Annotated in this window: 14 protein-coding genes; 2 read left to right on the top strand and 12 right to left on the bottom strand. The window is 41.0% G+C overall.

All coding sequences use genetic code 11. The features are described from left to right. Positions 1-36 precede the first annotated feature (36 nt). The 3 genes from murA to NQ185_RS06770 all read right to left on the bottom strand — a co-directional run bounded on the left by murA (position 37) and on the right by NQ185_RS06770 (position 3233). Positions 37-1323, bottom strand: coding sequence for a UDP-N-acetylglucosamine 1-carboxyvinyltransferase (gene murA / locus NQ185_RS06780; protein WP_257580845.1), 1287 nt, complete (start codon positions 1321-1323; stop codon positions 37-39). Positions 1324-1575: 252 nt separating this feature from the next. Further along, positions 1576-2439 (bottom strand): class II fructose-1,6-bisphosphate aldolase, encoded by an 864-nt coding sequence (gene fba, locus NQ185_RS06775; protein WP_257580844.1) that lies wholly within the window; start codon positions 2437-2439, stop codon positions 1576-1578. A 419-nt stretch (positions 2440-2858) separates the two neighbouring features. Next, complete coding sequence (locus NQ185_RS06770) at positions 2859-3233, bottom strand: response regulator (RefSeq protein ID WP_257580843.1); 375 nt, start codon at positions 3231-3233, stop codon at positions 2859-2861. A 298-nt stretch (positions 3234-3531) separates the two neighbouring features. Between NQ185_RS06770 and NQ185_RS06765 the strand changes: the two genes are divergently transcribed. After that, positions 3532-4044, top strand: a complete 513-nt coding sequence (locus tag NQ185_RS06765; protein WP_307000375.1) for a DUF2529 domain-containing protein — start codon at positions 3532-3534, stop codon at positions 4042-4044. A gap of 280 nt (positions 4045-4324) precedes the next feature. On the opposite strand, the gene NQ185_RS06760 is transcribed toward NQ185_RS06765, so the two are convergent. The 9 genes from NQ185_RS06760 to NQ185_RS06720 form a co-directional block, all read right to left on the bottom strand. Continuing rightward, the gene (locus NQ185_RS06760; RefSeq protein ID WP_257580841.1) at positions 4325-5833 is read right to left on the bottom strand and encodes a DUF1846 domain-containing protein; all 1509 of its coding nucleotides are present in this window, start codon (positions 5831-5833) and stop codon (positions 4325-4327) included. Positions 5834-6431: 598 nt separating this feature from the next. Further along, complete coding sequence (gene rpoE / locus NQ185_RS06755; RefSeq protein ID WP_307000371.1) at positions 6432-7016, bottom strand: DNA-directed RNA polymerase subunit delta; 585 nt, start codon at positions 7014-7016, stop codon at positions 6432-6434. A 128-nt stretch (positions 7017-7144) separates the two neighbouring features. After that, positions 7145-10381 (bottom strand): fused isobutyryl-CoA mutase/GTPase IcmF, encoded by a 3237-nt coding sequence (gene icmF, locus NQ185_RS06750; protein ID WP_257580839.1) that lies wholly within the window; start codon positions 10379-10381, stop codon positions 7145-7147. Between the two features lie 2 nt (positions 10382-10383). Then, complete coding sequence (locus NQ185_RS06745) at positions 10384-11025, bottom strand: TetR/AcrR family transcriptional regulator (RefSeq protein WP_257580838.1); 642 nt, start codon at positions 11023-11025, stop codon at positions 10384-10386. Between the two features lie 35 nt (positions 11026-11060). Beyond that, positions 11061-12200 (bottom strand): acyl-CoA dehydrogenase, encoded by a 1140-nt coding sequence (locus NQ185_RS06740; RefSeq protein WP_257580837.1) that lies wholly within the window; start codon positions 12198-12200, stop codon positions 11061-11063. Between the two features lie 232 nt (positions 12201-12432). Further along, positions 12433-13569, bottom strand: a complete 1137-nt coding sequence (locus NQ185_RS06735) for an acyl-CoA dehydrogenase (RefSeq protein WP_257580836.1) — start codon at positions 13567-13569, stop codon at positions 12433-12435. A 23-nt stretch (positions 13570-13592) separates the two neighbouring features. Further along, on the bottom strand, positions 13593-14444 hold the full coding sequence (locus tag NQ185_RS06730; protein ID WP_257580835.1) for a 3-hydroxybutyryl-CoA dehydrogenase: 852 nt from the start codon (positions 14442-14444) through the stop codon (positions 13593-13595). Between the two features lies 1 nt (position 14445). Continuing rightward, the gene (locus tag NQ185_RS06725; protein ID WP_257580833.1) at positions 14446-15642 is read right to left on the bottom strand and encodes an acetyl-CoA C-acetyltransferase; all 1197 of its coding nucleotides are present in this window, start codon (positions 15640-15642) and stop codon (positions 14446-14448) included. A 115-nt stretch (positions 15643-15757) separates the two neighbouring features. Then, positions 15758-17869: a 4Fe-4S dicluster domain-containing protein gene (locus NQ185_RS06720; RefSeq protein WP_257580832.1), complete on the bottom strand. Its 2112-nt coding sequence runs from the start codon at positions 17867-17869 to the stop codon at positions 15758-15760. A 208-nt stretch (positions 17870-18077) separates the two neighbouring features. Here NQ185_RS06720 and NQ185_RS06715 point away from each other — a divergent pair, with 208 nt between their 5' ends. After that, positions 18078-18998 (top strand): nuclease-related domain-containing protein, encoded by a 921-nt coding sequence (locus NQ185_RS06715; RefSeq protein ID WP_257580831.1) that lies wholly within the window; start codon positions 18078-18080, stop codon positions 18996-18998. The last annotated feature ends 374 nt before the right edge of the window (positions 18999-19372 follow it).

Below are 19372 nucleotides of genomic sequence, written 5' to 3'. Positions count from 1 at the left end.
CCATACGTCGATGAGCAGGCGCTTGCGCTTTTCTTATTAAGAACTCTTTAATTGCTCCATTTCTTCCTCAGTCATTTTTTCACGCCAAATTGTTGCTCCAAGTCCATTCAATTTCTCAACTAAATCACTGTATCCTCGATCGATATGTTCAATACCAGTTACTTCCGTTATGCCTTCTGCCAAAAGCCCTGCAATTACTAATGCAGCGCCCGCTCGCAGATCAGAAGCTTTTACTTTTGCCCCTTGTAAATTTGATGGGCCATTTACGATGGCTGAACTGCCTTCCACTTTTATGTTGGCATTCATTCTCCGCAATTCATCGATATGTTTAAAACGGGCAGAATAAATGGTATCCGTCACGATGGATGAGCCTCCCGCTTTTGTCAAAAGTACGGTAAAAGGCTGCTGTAAATCGGTTGGGAATCCGGGATAAACAAGGGTTTTAATATCGATTGGTTTATACTCTTTATTTTTCCCAATAAAAATCTGATCGTCACCGGTTTCTACAGGTACGCCCATTTCACGAAGTTTTGCTGTGAGCGATTCAAGATGATGAGGAATGACGTTATCGATCAAGATTCCTTCTCCAACCGCCGCTCCAAGTATCATGAATGTACCTGCTTCAATTCGATCAGGGATAATCGTGTGGCGGCATCCGTTTAAACTATCAACTCCGTCAATACGAATAACGTCTGTTCCAGCCCCTTTTATTTTTGCCCCCATATTCGTTAACAGGGTAGCAACATCTATAATTTCAGGTTCTTTAGCTGCATTTTCGATTATTGTACGTCCTTTTGCCCGGACAGCAGCAAGCATAATATTAATAGTCGCACCAACACTGACAACGTCCAAATAAATCCTCGAACCTCGAAGTTCATCTGCACGAAGATAGATGGCTCCTTGCTCATTTGTTACCTTTGCGCCTAATGCTTCAAAGCCTTTAATATGCTGGTCTATCGGACGCGGGCCTAGATGGCATCCACCCGGGAGACCAATCACCGCTTTTTTAAATCGGCCAAGCATCGCTCCCATTAAATAATAGGAGGCTCTTAGTTTTTTCACCTTTCCATTCGGAAGCGGCATGGAAATCATTTTACTCGGATCAACGGTCATCTCTCCATTTTGAAAAGTGACATAACCGCCTATTTCTTCGAGTAGTCCTTGTAGTGTATGAACATCTGAGATATCAGGAAGGCCTTCAATCGTCACAGGTGATTCAGCTAATATCGTAGCAGGGATTAGAGCAACGGCACTATTTTTTGCTCCACTTACTTTAATTGTCCCTTTTAACGGATATCCACCTGCTATTTTTAGCTTTTCCATTTTTGTCTTCCTTTCTAGCTCTATTGGGTAAATACTCCAAATAAAAATTTTGGCGAATCGTTATATTACATGTATTATATACGAATTTAACATAAACATGTAGAAATAAAGTAAAATATTAACAATAATATCGAATTTTATTGGATTTTATTGTAAGTGCGGAAAATGTTTGGGGGCAGTTATTTAGTCTGTATCTATATATATTTATTGTATAGAAACCGCCCAATGTTACTGGACGGTTTCTCATAGTTTTTAAGCTTTTTCTGATGAACCAAATTCACGCATTTTGCCTCTAACTGTTTCTTTAATGGCGTCGCGTGCAGGTCCTAAATATTTACGTGGATCGTACATATTTGGATCAGCCTCTAATACTTCACGCACACGTGCAGCAGATGAAATTTGGTTTTCAGTATTCACGTTGATTTTCGCAGTTCCTAGTGAAATTGCACGTTGGATATCTTTTGTTGGAATGCCTGTCCCGCCGTGGAGCACGAGTGGAACTCCAGTTAAGTTCATGACTTCTTCCATACGATCGAATCCAAGATTTGGCTCTCCTTTATAAGGTCCGTGAACGGAACCTAGAGCAGGAGCGAAGCAATCTACACCTGTTTCACGAACAAGTCGATCACATTCTTCTGGAATCGCATAAGCTGCATCTGCATCATCTACAGATAAATCATCTTCTTGACCGCCAATTCGACCAAGTTCCGCTTCAACAGAAACACCGAAGAAATGTGCAAGTTCGACAACTTTCTTTGTCAACTCGATGTTTTCTTCAAGTGGGTAATGAGATCCGTCAATCATAACAGATGTAAAGCCTGCATAAATTGCTTTTGCACAAGCTTCATAGCTAGAACCGTGATCCAAATGGATAGCTACAGGTACAGTTGTACCGTATTCTTCCATTAAGGTTTCAACCATTTTCACGACAAATTTGAAGCCGCCCATATAGCGTGCTGCACCTTCTGATACACCAAGTATAACAGGGGACTTTTCTTCTTCTGCCGCTTGTAAAATGGCTTGAGTAAACTCAAGGTTATTCAAGTTAAATTGACCGACCGCATACTTTTCTTCTTTCGCTTTATTAAGCATTTCGGTCATGGAAACTAAAGGCATTCTTCTTCCTCCTCTGAGTTAAACTGCGCACTGTTGTGCATGTTTGATCCTGCCTTAGTTTAATGTCTAGCTTTAGCGCCTATCGACTAGCAAACTTCCTGTCCTTCTCCCTACGATAAGGAAGCCAGATTCGCCTTACAGGCTCATCGTGTTTCCTTTATCTCAGTCGAAGGCCGAAAGAAGAACGTCGACTAAAATCGCCACGTCCTTATGTCTTCGTCGACGGACCCGCATCCTGCGGGTCTGTACGTCGATGAGCAAGGCGCTTCCGCTTTTCTTATAGGACAGGGACATTTTTCATTTTCATCATATCAAATTAAACAAATGTTTACCAACAATGAAAATGTTTTTTATCAGAGGAATTTGAAATTATGTTCAGCTGTACGTCGCTGGACAGGCTCGCTTTCGCATTTCGTTATCTATGTATCTAATTTCACTGGTATGTATGATCTAATTGTTTGACGAAGCTCGACAATGTCGAATGGTTTGGAAAAATGTGCCAATGCACCTAATTTTTTTGCAGCTTCAATCTTTTCAAGTTCCCCATATGCCGTCATAATAATTACACGTATGTCAGGGCTAATTTTTTTCAATTGCTGAAGAATTTCTAATCCATCCATCCCGGGTATTTTCATATCGAGTAATACAAGATCAAGAGTGTGCTTTTTTGCAATTGCAAGAGCTTGTAAACCATTTGCTGCTTGGAAAACTTGATAGCCTTCTTTTTGTAAAATTTCATTCAATAATATGCGTATCCCAAACTGGTCATCGACAATCAAAATTTTCTCCTTCATTTGATCCCCCTCTTTGTTTCATTATAACGAACAATTAAAAAAATGCATAGGGTATTAAGATGGATTTGTAATTATTATTTCTTACTTAACTTGAATTAATAAACCATACTTACTTTTTCTCCACGGCTATCCTTTTATCCTCCTAAAAAAATGCGACCAAAATTGACATATGTTGAAAATGGCAATATGTTTTACTAAGAATGTTTCACCTTAGTGCTGGAGCAAGGATTTTTCGCAATTCTTTGTCTAACTACAGCGCTTTCGCAATTCTCAAGAGGAGTGTATTAACGTGCAGAAAATGTTTACTACCCAGTTGGCGGGTTTATTCAAACGAATATTTGATAAAGAAGAATTGAATATTGAAGATGGTGCAAGGTTGTTGGCGCAGGCTCCTGTAGGAGAGGGCAGCATTTATATAAAAGGGTTCAAAGAAATGGAAGGTGTCGTATTAGAAGCACTTGAAGGAGCAGAACCTTTAAAAAGCGCTTTTCCATTTGAGTCAGCCGAAAAGTTAACAAACGCAGATAGAGTATTGTTGGTCACCCGTTTCGCAGATGACGAAGGGGCGCTGCTGCTTAGTGAAAATCTTGTCGAAAAAAATATTCCGTTTGTCGTTATTGCCGGTGACAATAAGCCTCAAGGCAACAGTCTTGCTAATTTGGCAGATGTTTTTATTCAAACGTGTTTAGTCAAGCCATTGCTTCCAACAGAAGATGGGAGTAGAGTCGGCTTTCCGTCATTAATGGCAGCACTGTATATTTATTTTTCATTGAAGTTTTCGATAGAGGATATTTTAGAGGAATATGAATGAGTAAAGGACCGGTTTTCTTTCACCGGTCCTTTTTATATGTCTAGCTCCAGCGCTTATAGACTGCAACTTCCTGTCCTATTCTTTTGCTATAAGTCAACATTAGGTGAAATTTGATATACCAATTTCACTTGCTAGTGCCTCACCGTGTTTCCTATATCTCGCCTGCGGCCCTAAAGTTTGTACGTCGATGAACAAGGCGCTTCCGCTTTTCTCATTATTGTTTATACAAAGACGCTTCCACGAACCTGGAGGAAGTTATAAGTTGTTGTTCCCTCAATTATTAATTATAATACAGATTCTCTGTCGGGTATACCGGGTCATTGGTGATATCGATGCCAAGTTTTTTCAGGGTCTGTTCGTTTTCTCTGTTCAAAATGACCGTAGAATGAGCTTGTGAGGCTTTTAAATTCGGGAGTTGCTGATAAGCAAGCTGAGCAGTAGGATTGGTGACGGCACTGATTGCCAATGCAATCAACAATTCGTTTGCACTTAATGTTGGTACTCTACTGTTTAAATCATCGATTTTTAAATGCTGGATGGTTTGCAAAATCATCGGTGTTAAAAGATCAATTTCATCCGCTATATTAGACAATAACTTCAACCCATTCAGAATCGCCGCTGCCGAAGCATCCATTAGTTTTGTGGTTCGACCAGTAATGATTTCGCCGTTTGGCAGTTCGATCGCAATCACTGCTTGGAGATTCGTGCTGCCGATCCTATCCTGCACCGTGATTGCATAGTTGCGTGCTGGCAATACGGGTACCCGATCTTCTTTTTTCAAGTTGCTTTCTTCCAAAATCACTTGCATACGACGAAGAGTATCTTCATCTGCCAATCCTTTTTTATAGTCGTTTTCTACAGCGAAACTGCGCCGAATGATTTCTTGCTTTGCAGCTTCTCGTACGACTTGATCATCTATGATACCCGACTTAAGGCGATTGACACCCATATCGGTCGGCGATTGATAAACAGATTCTTTACCCGTGATTTTTTCAATAATCCGTTTGATGACTGGGAACGTTTCGATATCGCGATTGTAATTGACCGCCACTTTTCCATAAGCTTCATAGTGGTAGTTGTCGATCATATTCACGTCTTTCAAATCCACAGTAGCGGCTTCATAAGCAATATTCACCGGATGCTTCAATGGTAAGTTCCATACGGGAAAAGTTTCAAACTTTGCGTAGCCTATTTTATTTCCTAGTTCATGTTCGTGGTACATTTGATTTAAACAAGTCGCAAGTTTTCCGCTTGCCGGACCTGGCCCTGTTACCACTATGATCGGCTTTGACGTTTCAATATAGGGGTTCTTTGCAAATCCTCCTTCGCCGAAGATCGCTTCCACATTCGTCGGGTAACCTTCAATAGCGCGATGAGTGTAAACGTTGATACCGTTCCGTTCCAGCTTCGCCATGAATACTTTAGCATTCGGCTGCTCTTGGTAACGTGTAATCAAGACACTGTTAACAGATATGCCGTATCCGCGATATTCATCAATCAAGCGCAAAACATCTTGGTCATAAGTAATGCCATAATCTTCGCGTATTTTGTTCCGTTCAATGTCACTTGCATACACACAGATAATAATCTCCGCTTTTTCCTTCAGTGTTGCCAACAACTTCATCTTTGCATCTTCATCAAATCCCGGTAAAACACGCTTGGCATGTTTATCGCCGATTAATTTGCCGCCGAACTCCAAGTAAAGCTTATCATAGTGTTGTACCCGTTCAAGGATATAGGAAGATTGTTCTTTCAAGTATTTCTCTGAATCAAATCCAACTTTTTTCATCTTTCTTCCGCTCGCTTTCGAATGTGAATAACAAATTCCCTATTCTTTGTATGATACGCTATAGTTCCCTCTTTGCACGAAAGAACTCTTTAATAGTATCTTTATCGGAAAACTCATTTTCCTACTAGCTAACATTACATCTATATTGGCTATCAAAGCCACATTTTCACCTTAGATAGTCAAATCATTTTAATTGCATTTTTAATATACTTTTTCAAAAGTTCTTGAAAAACAGTTGTAATAAGATGTAAAAAACGATTACCCAGCCAATGATGGCAATACTCGGGATTCATTTTATCCGATTAACACCCCAGCGTTGGTAAAGCAAAGATACATGACCCATTATATCCGCTTTGATCACATAAACATAGTTGTATAATCGTGGCTTATTTTCAAGTCCATCTCTTGATGATAATATTCTATGTTCTGTAAAAATTGCGGTTGTAGGTGATATCTTAGTTATTTTTTCGTATCGAATTCGACTAAATAAAAAAAGCCCCCACACATAAGTAAGGGAGCGTGAAATCATTATTCTTCGTCCTTTTTCAAGGAGCCCAAATAAAATTCTACATATTCACTGAAGGTAAGTCAAGAGGGATTATTCTTCTTCCTCTTCTTCCTCTTCCTCTTCTTCATCTAGATCGACATCTTCATCTTCTAAATCAATTTCCTCTTCTTCCTCTTCTATTTCATAATCATCTTCAATTATTTCATCATCTTCAAATTCTTCTTCTTCTTCTTCGCGAAGGACTTCAAGACTTTCTTCCTCTTCTTCATCCTCTTCTTCCAAATCATCTGTCTCATCAAAATCTTCTTCTTCATCGAGGTCGAAGTCAAGATCTTCATCTTCAAGCTCTAGATCTTCATCATCTAAAACCTTTTTAGCTTTTTTCTTCTTCTTCGGTTTTACAGGTGCGATCACTTCTTCATCGATCTGATCAATTGGATACCACTCGCGCAACCCCCAACGATTTTCGCCAAGTGTTAAAAAACGGCCATCCACATTCAAATCTGTATAAAATTGCAGCATTCGCGTAGTTTTCTCTTGTTCTGGTAATTCTAGATAGTTTGCAATTTCATCTACAAGATCCTTAAATGAAATCGCTTCTCTTCTCTCATCAAAAATTTGTTCAGCTATTTCAATAAAAGACAGTTCTTCTCTCTCTTCTTTGGACAATTGCATTAAATTCAAAAAAACGCACATCCCTTCACCCATAAATCAAAAATCCATACTCACCATTATAAACAAATTGTTTTCTATTATGCCACTGTTTTCGCCAATAATTATATGTTTTATTCCAAAAATCTTTTTTACATATTTCTACGGTACTTGCCACCGACTTCATAAAGGGCATTTGTGATTTGTCCAAGGCTGGCTACTTTTGTCGTTTCCATTAGTTCAGAAAAGATATTTCCTCCATTTACGGCTGTTTCTTTTAAGCTTATTAGGGCATTTTCAATCTTATTTTTATTTTTTTGATGGAAAGACTTTAAGTTGTGAATTTGAGTTTCTTTTTCTTCCTGTGCAGCACGGGCGAGCTGAATATTATTCATTTCTTCTTCAGTTGGTGGATGTGGATTTACATACGTATTGACCCCAATGATCGGCAGTTTCCCTGAATGCTTCAGCATTTCATAATACATCGATTCTTCTTGGATCTTTCCTCGTTGGTACTGGGTTTCCATTGCACCTAATACTCCGCCGCGGTCGTTTATTCGCTCAAATTCTTGTAAAACCGATTCCTCGACAAGGTCTGTCAGCTCTTCAATAATGAATGAACCTTGGAGTGGGTTTTCATTTTTCGATAAGCCATACTCCTTCGTAATAATCATCTGAATGGCCATTGCCCGGCGAACCGATTCTTCTGTCGGAGTTGTAATCGCCTCATCATACGCATTTGTATGGAGCGAATTGCAGTTGTCTTGAAGGGCCATTAATGCTTGCAATGTTGTGCGGATGTCATTGAAATCAATTTCTTGGGCATGAAGAGAGCGTCCGGATGTTTGAATATGGTATTTTAACTTTTGACTGCGTTCGTCAGCACCATATTTATCCCGCATAACCGTCGCCCATATCCTTCTCGCCACCCTGCCAATCACGGTATACTCGGGATCAAGCCCATTTGAGAAAAAGAACGATAGATTCGGAGCAAAATCATTGATATCCATCCCGCGGCTCAAATAGTACTCGACATACGTGAATCCATTGGCTAGCGTAAATGCTAGCTGGGAAATAGGATTGGCTCCTGCTTCAGCGATATGATACCCAGAAATCGAAACGGAGTAATAATTTCGGATTTTATGATCGATGAAGTATTGCTGAATATCCCCCATCATCCGCAAAGCGAATTCCGTTGAAAAAATGCACGTGTTTTGCCCTTGGTCTTCTTTTAAAATATCTGCCTGAACTGTACCTCTTACGGTCTCCAAAGTTCTCATTTTTACTTCAGTATGTTCTTCTTCCGTTAATTCCCTTCCTAGTTCTGTAGTTTTCATGCCAATTTGCTGGGCAATGGCAGTATTGAGGAACATCGCTAAAATAATCGGAGCCGGTCCATTGATTGTCATCGAAACTGATGTTGTCTTAGAACAGAGGTCGAAGCCTGCATACAATTTTTTCATATCATCCAGTGTGCAAATACTGACGCCGCTTTCCCCTATTTTTCCGTAAATATCAGGGCGATAATCAGGATCTTCTCCGTATAATGTGACTGAATCGAATGCTGTACTCAGTCTCTTTGCTTCGTCGTCCTTTGATAAATAATGAAAACGTCGATTCGTTCGTTCAGGAGTTCCTTCTCCAGCAAATTGACGCTTCGGGTCCTCACCTTGTCGTTTAAAAGGAAAAACGCCAGCTGTAAATGGAAAGGAACCGGGAACATTTTCCTTATATGCCCATCTTAAAATTTCACCATAATCTTCAAACTTTGGGAGGGCTACTTTCGGGATGGAGAGGCCAGATAATGTGTTAACTTTTAATTGTGTTATGATTTCGCGATTTCGAATGTTTGACGTAAATTGGTCGGCTGCATATTTTTCCTTTGTTGACTGCCATTCATTTATTATTTTTCTTGAAACGGGAGTTAATTGAGTAATTATTTTTTCGCGTAAATTTTCGAGCGTTGCAACGACAGGCGGCTCTGCCTCATTATCTTTTGCAATTGCCATTGTCCCTTCAAGCTGAAAAAGCTGGCGGGCAAGTTTGACTTGATTTTCCGTTTGTTTATGGTACTTGCGGACGGTTTCAACAATTTCACGTAAGTAATGCTGGCGGTTGATTGGAATGATGACATCTCTTTTTTTTGGGGCTTCAGTATTTGCCGCTGTAAAAGTCCAATCTGTACCGGCTTTTTCATTGATCATTTTGATCAGGTCTGCGAATAATGCATTCGTTCCAGAATCATTAAATTGACTTGCAATTGTACCGTATACCGGCATCGTGTCGAGCTGTTCACTGAAGAGCATATGGCTGCGCTGGTATTGCTTTCGCACTTGATTTCTCGCATCCTCTGAGCCTTTTCGTTCAAATTTATTAATGACAATAAGATCGGCATAGTCAATCATGTCAATCTTCTCAAGCTGGGAAGGTGCACCGAACTCACTCGTCATGACATACATGGAAAGATCACTAATATGGCTTATTTCGGCATCCCCTTGACCAATCCCACTCGTTTCTACAACAACGAGATCAACGCCTGCTGCTTTCACAATTTGAATGGCATCCTCGAGACAATCGGAAATCTCACTTTTCGAACCGCGCGTTGCTAAACTTCTCATATACACATTCGGTGAAAAGATAGCATTCATCCTAATCCGATCTCCTAATAGAGCCCCACCAGTTTTTTGCTTAGTCGGGTCGACGGATAATATTGCTACCTTTTTATTGGGAAATTCATTGATAAACCGGCGGACCAATTCATCGGTGAGCGAGCTTTTACCTGCACCACCCGTACCGGTAATGCCGAGGACCGGAGCTTTTTTTACGTCTAATTTCCGTAAAATGCTTGCGAGAGATGCTTGATCGTTTTCTGCCATCGTAATTAATTTAGCTGCCGCTTGTAAAATACCTTGGAGCAGTTTTTCAATTTCATCTTCAAGTGATTGGATGGGAATATCCACGTCACATTCCTCTAGCATTAGATTGATCATGCCTTGCAGTCCGTGAGTTCGTCCATCATCCGGTGAAAAAATCCTCGCGATTCCATAATCGTGGAGTTCTTTAATTTCTCTAGGGATGATGACCCCGCCTCCGCCGCCGTAAATTCGAATATGTGGGGCACCTTTTTCTATGAGTAAATCACGCATATATTTAAAATATTCGACATGACCACCTTGATAAGATGAAATCGCGATGCCTTGAACATCCTCCTGGATAGCCGCATTGACGACTTCTCGTACAGAACGATTGTGGCCAAGGTGAATTACTTCGGCTCCACTCGCCTGTAAAATTCTTCTCATAATATTGATGGAAGCGTCATGGCCATCAAATAAACTGGATGCCGTTATAAATCGAATATGATTCTTCGGTTTGTATACGTTCGTTGTCACGGTTACCCCTCCTGTTTCATTTGGTAGCCTTGGACCCCTGAAAAGAGTAAGTCAATTTGGAGTGAAATATAGTCCTCGATCGAATATATTTTTTTAAAAGCCCAGCGGCGGAAGCCCCACATTTGCCCTTGAACGAAGATATTATGGGCGAGCAAATGTTGCTGGTCCTTTCCAATATCCAACTCACCATTTTCCACACAGCAATTGATTAACCGCTCAAACATCGTTACCATTTCCAGCTCTTTCTTCAAAACATAGGGAAGCGCTTCATGGGACAATGCCTTCGCCTCTTGGTACATGACGAGCACCTCGTCCTGCATATCGTCAATTAATTTAAAATAATGGCTAATGCCAAGTTTTAAGCTCTCGAGCGTTCCTTTTTCAAGGTCGATGCTGCTTAAACGTTCACTCACTTCATCATAAATACTGTCGCACACAAGATAGAGAACATCTTCTTTCGTTCTAATATATTCATATAAAGTTCCGATACTAAACCCGGACGCTTTCGCAATTTCCCTCGTCGTTGTACGATGGAACCCCTTTTCTTTAAAAAGGGAGACTGCACCATGAATCATTTGGTCACGGCGTTTTTTAATAAGGTTTTCATCTTTTACCGACGCATGGACCTCTCGTTTTTGCTCCACTTCCCTTTTCACCTACTTTCTTTTAGAAATGCGGTTTACAATCTCGTCAGCATCCGAGAAATCACAAGTCGCTGGATTTCTTGAGTGCCTTCATAGATTTGTGTGATTTTTGCATCACGCATGTATCGCTCTACTGGGTAGTCCTTCGTATATCCGTATCCACCAAAAATTTGGACTGCTTCTGTCGTTACTTTCATTGCTGTATCCCCTGCCATTAGCTTTGACATAGCGGATTCCTTACCATATGGAAGACCCGCTGATTCCAGCCATGCTGCTTGATAGGTGAGAAGGCGGGATGCCTCAATGGATGTAGCCATATCTGCAAGCTTGAAGGCGATTCCTTGATTTTCAACGATTGGTTTTCCGAATTGCTTTCGTTCTTTTGCGTAGGCGACCGCTGCATCCAACGCACCTTGAGCAATCCCGACTGCTTGGGCTGCAATTCCATTTCTCCCGCCATCCAGTGTCATCATTGCCATTTTAAAGCCTTGCCCTACTTCACCGAGGACATTTTGGACAGGGACCTTGCAGTCTTGGAAAATAATTTCTGTAGTTGGAGATGAACGAATGCCTAGCTTCTTCTCTTTTTTTCCGACAGAGAAGCCTTCGAAATCCTTTTCAATGATAAAGGCAGTCGTACTCCGTTTATCATTCGGATTCGTTAAGGCGAAAACAATATAAATGTCTGCAATACCGCCATTTGTGATGAAGATTTTCGATCCATTTAATATATAATGGTTGCCGTCAAGGCGGGCTGCTGTTTTCATTCCGCCCGCGTCAGATCCTGACCCAGGCTCAGTGAGACCGTAAGCTCCAATTTTTGTCCCTTCTGCCATTGGCCTCAAGTATTTCTGTTTCTGTTCTTCCGTTCCAAATTTATATAAGGGCCAGCCAGCAAGGGATGTGTGGGCGGAAAGTGTCACGCCTGTAGATGCGCAGACTCTTGAAAGCTCTTCAACTGAGATACAATATGCCAAATAATCACTCCCAATTCCCCCATATTCCTCCGGCCAAGGAATCCCCGTCAATCCAAGCTCCGCCATTTTTTCAAATAGATCCATATCAAAACGTTCTTCTTCATCTCTTTCCGCTGCGGTCGGCGCTACTTCGTTTTCAGCAAAATCCCGAACCATCTTCCGAATCATTTCATGCTCTTCACTTAGTCGAAAATTCATCTTTTCCCCTCCTCGATTGCAGGACTTTCATTTTGGAAACTTGGAAATTGAATTGGTGAACTGTTCTTGTTTATTGGTTGGATTCTAAGTTGAATTGATGAGACTTTCTTGTTTATTGGTGAAACTCCGAGCTGAATTGGTGTGACTTTCTTGTTTATTGGTGAAATGCCGATTAGGATTGATGGAACTTTCTAGTTAATTGATGAAATTCTGCTCTTTCCATTAGCAAATGCTATTTTAGTAGATGTTTAGCGATGACGATACGCTGGATTTCGCTTGTACCTTCGTAAATTTCGGTGATTTTGGCATCGCGGAAATAGCGTTCGACCGAGTAGTCCTCTGTATAGCCGTACCCGCCAAATACTTGTATGGCTTCTGTTGCCACTTCTACTACTGTTTTTGATGCGAATAGTTTGGCCATTGAAGCTTCTTTCCCACATGGAACACCTCTTCCCCACAAGTCGGCTGCCTGGTATACAAGTAGGCGTGAACTTTCAACAGCTGTCGCCATATTGGAGAGCTTAAAGGCGATTCCTTGCTGCTCTCGGATCGGCTTTCCGAATTGTTTACGTTCGCCAGCATATTTTACCGCTGCATCAAATGCCGCTTCTGCAATCCCGAGGGCTTGAGCAGCGATGCCAATCCGGCCAATATTTAAATTGGAAAGGGCAATTTTAAAGCCTTCTCCTTCTTTACCAAGTATGTTTGTAATCGGAACGAGCGCATCCTCAAACGTTAATTGAACCGTTCTCGAACCGTGGAGACCCATTTTTTTCTCGTCTTTCCCGATTATTAATCCGGGTGTATTCTTTTCCACGATAAACGCCGATATTCCTCTACTTCCTGCGCCAGGATCTGTTACCGCAAACACAATATAAGTATCAGCTTCGCCGCCATTCGAAACAAAGGCTTTTGTTCCATTTAACTTATAGTACTCATCGACTCGGGTTGCACGCGTTTTTATATTCGCGGCATCGGATCCTGCATTAGGTTCTGTTAGGGAAAAAGCACCTAAATATTCTCCGCTCGCAAGTTTTGTTACATATCTTTGTTTTTGTTCCTCTGTTCCAAAGTAAACGATCGGGTTTGTACCGACTGACGTGTGGACGGATAAAATTACTCCAAGCGTTGCACTAATCTTTGATATTTCATGAATGGCGATAATATAGGAGGTAAAGTCCATTTCCGAACCGCCATATTTTTCAGGTATGGTGATTCCCATTAATCCAAGAGGCCCCATCTTCTTCAAAACCTTACGTGGAAATTCACCTGTCTCCATTTTTTCCACATAAGGAGCAATTTCTTTTTCTGCAAAATCACGAACCATATTCCTCATCATTAGCTGCTCTTCAGTAAATTGAAATCTCATTGTAGACCTCCTTGAATAAGGAATTAGCCGTATTCGTAAAAACCCCGCCCAGTTTTTTTACCAAGCCAACCTGCCTTTACGTATTTTCTTAAAAGTGGACACGGACGATATTTATCGTCGCCAAAGCCTTTGTGCAAGGTTTCCATAATATAGAGGCAAGTATCTAAGCCGATAAAATCAGCAAGTGTAAGTGGTCCCATCGGATGGTTCATCCCGAGCTTCATGACTTCATCAATCGCTTCTTTTGTTGCTACACCTTCATAAAGAGTATAGATCGCCTCATTGATCATAGGCATGAGGACACGATTTGAAACGAAACCTGGAAAGTCATTGACTTCGATCGGAACTTTGCCTAGCGTTTTCGCCATTTTTTCAACCGTTTCATATACATGATCCTCCGTCGCAAGTCCGCGGATAATTTCTACTAGTTTCATAACCGGAACTGGGTTCATAAAATGCATGCCAATGACTTTTTCCGGTCGAGTTGTAGCTGCCGCGATTTCCGTAATCGGAAGTGAGGACGTATTGGAGGCAAGAATCGCGTGTTGCGGTGCAATTTCGTCCAACTTAGTGAAAATGGACTTTTTTATTTCCATATTTTCGGTTGCAGCTTCAATGACGATATCTATGTTTTCCGCATCGTTTAAATCAATGGAAGGACTTAGCCTTTCCATCGAGTTAGCTTTCTCTAATTCTGTCATCCTTTCTTTCGCTACTTGCCGATTTAGATTTCTCTCAATTCCGTCAAGACCTTTTTCAACTAGAGCTACTGATAAGTCATTCAAAAATACGTTATATCCAGCAGCTGCACATACATGGGCAATCCCTGAACCCATTTGCCCCGCACCAACGACCATTACTGTTTTGATATCCATATTAAGACTCCACCGCCTTTGGCACTTCGATTAAGATGGCATCACCTTGACCCCCTCCTGAACAAATCGATGCGATACCGAGACCGCCGCCGCGTCTTCTCAATTCATATGCTAATGTTAAAATAATTCTCGCTCCACTTGCTCCGATTGGATGCCCAAGTGCGACCGCCCCGCCGTTCACATTCACCTTTTCAGGGGGGAGACCTGCGATTTTATTACTCGTAAGGGCAACAGCTGCAAAGGCTTCATTGATTTCAAAAAGATCAATTTCCGCAATTGTTTTTCCGCATCTTTTTAAAAGTTCATTGATGACAAGTCCGGGTGTTTGCGGAAAATCCTTTGCTTCTACCGCTATTTCCGCAGTCCCAAGAATATAGGCAAGTGGCTGCTTCCCTTCTTTTTGGGCACGTTCATCACTCATTAATACGAGTGCAGCCGCACCGTCATTAACTCCAGGGGCATTCCCTGCAGTAATCGTTCCATCATTACCGAAAACAGGTTTTAGCTTTGCTAATTTTTCTAATGTCGTGTCCTTACGCGGTGCCTCGTCATCTTTTATAACGATCGGATCGCCTTTTCTTTGTGGAATTAGGATGTCGACGATTTCCTCTGCTAGCTTCCCAGACTCCATCGCTTTTACTGCTCTTTCATGGCTTCTAAAAGCCCATTCATCTTGTTCTTCTCTCGTAATCTCGAACTCTCTTGCGGTTTGATTTCCGTACGTTCCCATGTGGACCCCAGCGAACGAACAAGTGAGACCATCATGAGTAAGTAAGTCGACTAATGCCGCATCGCCCATTTTGTAGCCCCATCTTGCGTTCTGCAACATATAAGGGGCATTGGACATTGATTCCATTCCGCCTGCTACGATTAGCTCTTCGTCCCCTAAACGAATGATTTGGTCGGCAAGTGTAACTGCCCTCATTCCAGAGGCACATACTTTATTGATTGTTTCTGTTTTGACATTCCAAGGGATTCCAGCGTTTCGGGCAGCCTGTCGTGATGGCAGTTGTCCCTGTCCACCTTGTAAAACTGTCCCTAATATAACTTCCTGTACCTCCTCTGGCTGAATATCCGCTCTCATCAACGCTTCTTTTACAGCAATACCCCCAAGTTCAGAAGCAGTTAATGAACTAAGAGCTCCTCCAAGTTTCCCAAAAGGGGTACGTGCACCAGCTAGAATGACTGTTTTCGGCATGGATCATTCTCCTTTTTAAAAAAAATGGTAAACGCTTACAATCCTTTCGACTGAACGCTCGCTCAATTTACATTTTTAACATAAGCGCTTCAAATAAAATTGAAGCGCTTATGTGCTATGAAACTAGTTCTGCTTCTTCTCCAAAAATTGCTTTTTCCAGTAATTCTGCTACATCATACGTTTTTATCGTGTCCTCTACTTCCTTCGCTTTCGTCCCATCAGAAAGCATCGTCAAACAATATGGGCATCCAGAGCTGATGATCGATGGATTAACGGCAAGGGCTTGTTCTGTTCTTGCCACATTCACACGCTTATCTGCATCCTCTTCCATCCACATCAATCCTCCGCCCGCTCCGCAGCACATCGCATTTTCACGGTTGCGCTCGATTTCCACAAGCGTCACCCCGGGGATGGATTTCAGGATTTCTCTCGGTGGATCATACACTTCGTTATACCGTCCTAAATAGCATGAGTCATGGAAGGTTATTTTTTCATTGACCGCATGTCGCGGCTGCAAACGCCCTTCTTTTACTAATTGGTCAAGAAGCTCGGTATGATGATACACTTCCGCTTTGAATCCAAAATCGGGATACTCATTTTTAAAAATATTATATGCGTGCGGGTCGATCGTTACGATTTTCTTCACGTCATTTTTCTCAAACTCCGCAATATTAGCAGTTGCAAGTTCTTGGAATAAAAATTCATTTCCAAGGCGGCGCGGCGTATCACCAGAATTTTTTTCTTTATTACCGAGAATGGCAAATGAAACGCCTGCTTCATTTAACAGCTTCGCAAAGGATAGTGCGATTTTTTGACTGCGATTATCAAATGCACCCATTGACCCGACCCAAAATAAATATTCGAAGTCCTCTTTTGCTTTTTTCAATTCTTTTACAGTCGGAACAAATACATCCTCGCGCACATCACGCCAGTTTTCTTTTTCCTTCCGGTTGAGCCCCCATGGATTTCCCTGTCTTTCTATGTTTTGCATCGCGCGCTGTGCGTCGGGATCCATTTTCCCTTCTGTCAGAACAAGATAACGACGCATATCAATAATGTGACTAACATGTTTATTCATAACCGGGCATTGGTCTTCACAATTGCGGCATGTCGTACAAGCCCATAATTCTTCTTCCGTGATGATTTCGCCGATCATGCTAGGTTCATAGTTTACGGCAGCAGCGGCTTCTTCCACGCCTTGACCTTTAGCAGCTTTTGCAAGTTGGTTCCCGACCGTTCCGGCAAAGGCAAAAGTTGGAACCCACGGTTGTTTTTGCGTGACAGCTGCACCATAGTTTGTGAGGTGATCGCGCAATTTTGTCATAATATGCATAGGAGAGAGCATTTTTCCCGTTCCTGAAGCAGGGCACATATTTGTACAGCGACCACATTCTACACACGCATATAAATCGACAAGCTGGAGATTGGTAAATTCATTAATCTTCCCAACACCGTAGCTTTCCTGTGTTTCGTCTTCAAAATCAATCGGCGCTAGTTTCTTGCCACCATCAAGCGGTTCCATATACACATTGGCGGGACCCGCAATTAAATGAGCATGCTTTGATTGTGGGACATACACCAAAAAGGCGAGTAAAAGAAGTAAATGGATCCACCAGGAAATATAAAATACAACAGCCGCGGTTACCGGTCCCATCCAAGCGAAAAGAGCGGCAATACTCGCTGCAACTGGCTCTGTCCATGTGAGAGATTCTTCATGCCATATAAGCGACATACCGTTTCCGAGCAAGACTGAAAGCATAAGACCGCCGATAAAAAGCAAAACAATGCCGGCATAAAATCCACGTTTTAACCGGGATAATTTTTCAATATAACGCCTGTAAAAAGCCCAAACAACCGCGACTAAAATCATGAGAGTGACAATTTCTTGGAAAAATTTAAAACCTGGGTAAAGAGGACCAAGAGGAAGGTGAGAACCTGGTGCAAGACCTTTCCAAATGAAATCAATCGCACCAAATTGAACAAGGATAAATCCATAAAAAAACATTACATGAATCAAACCGCTCTTTTTATCTTTTAACAGTTTTTTCTGGCCAAATACATTCGTCCAAATATTGCTTAGCCGCACCTTCACATTATTATCAAACTCTGCTTTTTTTCCGAGTTTAATATACGTAATCCGAGTTCTAACGACATATACAAATAGAGAAATGGCGTAAGCGGTTACAAGTAAAAACGCAAGCCAATTGATCCAAAATAATATTTCCATAGTCCGCACTCCCTTCTGGCTTTTTCCGAACTTTTATTACCTTCAATTATATAGTGAATGAGCATTCAGTCAAGATAAAAAATCCTCTTAATAGATTACTATGATAAAAGTTAAAGGAAATATCCTAGAACTTTCTGTGCCGCTTGAATAAGTAGATAATCTTTCCTATTATTGTATTGAAAGCACTTTTTAATAAAGGATGTGGATTATGTTTATTATTAAACATCTTGTTGAACCATTGGAATTAAAGGAATACAGGATTTTGAATAGCCGTATGATTTTGAATCCTAAAGAAAAGCTACATTATTTAAACCTCGAAAAAGGCAATGAAGGCGAGAAAAATTTCAACTCTTTATTATGTAATCTGCCTGGTAACTTCCTCGTAGTGAACGACATCCTCCTTGAAAAAAACAACACATTTTTCCAAATTGATACGCTGCTATTTTTTCAAAACAACATTTACCTCTGCGATGTAAAAAATTATGAAGGTGACTATTTTATCAAGGAGCAAAGATGGTATTCGGTTGCAACGGGTAAAGAAATACAAAGTCCACTAACTCAAGTTTCGAGATGCATATCCTTATTCAGGCGTTACCTCCAGGATCTAGATATTAATTTTCCGGTAAAAGAATTCCTCATCTTTATTAACCCCGAGTTTACCTTATACGAAGCCCCTCGCCATCAATCTATTGTTCATCCAACGCAAGTCAATCGCTTTATGAATCAACTAAAATCCATACCATCAAAACTGAATGACCACCACTTTAAATTAGCGGAACAAATAGTGAAGGATCATGTAAAAGTAAATCCATATAAGAAACTGCCATATTTTGAATTTAAGCAACTAAAAAAAGGAGTCACTTGTAAATCATACTGCTCATTTATGAAAAATGTTGGTGATAAGGAAATGATATGTAAGGTATGCGGATACACTGAGGGGCTCGAATCTGCAATTATGCGAAGCGTTGGGGACTTAAGAATTCTTTTTCCGAAGCAAAAGATTGTGCAGGAGTGGTGTAATTTACAAATTTCTAAGAAGGCAGTCAGAAGAATTCTGATGAAATATTTAACGGTCCGTCATCATGGTAGGTATTCGTATTATGTTTTTCCACCCTATAAAAATAATTGATTTTTTTAAGTTAGACTCAGGAATTTCGTGTTATTTATCATTAAACTATGTTTGTTCATAGCGGTTGTAATAAGTTTTTAATGTGAATTCCCAGTTTGTTTTTTCAACTACAAGGGCACGTTGGAACTTTCAATGTGACCTCCTTGCTTGTTTTTTCGACTTCAAGGGCACATTGAACCTTTCAATGTGACCTCCTTGCTTGTTTTTTCGACTTCAAGGTCACATTGAACCTTTCATTGTGACCTCTTTGCTTGTTTTTTCGACTTCAAGGGCACATTGAACCTTTCATTGTGACCTCTTTGCTTGTTTTTTCGACTTCAAGGGCACATTGAACCTTTCATTGTGACCTCTTTGCTTGTTTTTTCGACTTCAAG

Source organism: Lederbergia panacisoli, from assembly GCF_024626525.1.
Lineage (GTDB): Bacteria > Bacillota > Bacilli > Bacillales > Bacillaceae_C > Lederbergia > Lederbergia panacisoli.
This window is presented reverse-complemented; position numbering and strand designations above follow the sequence as displayed.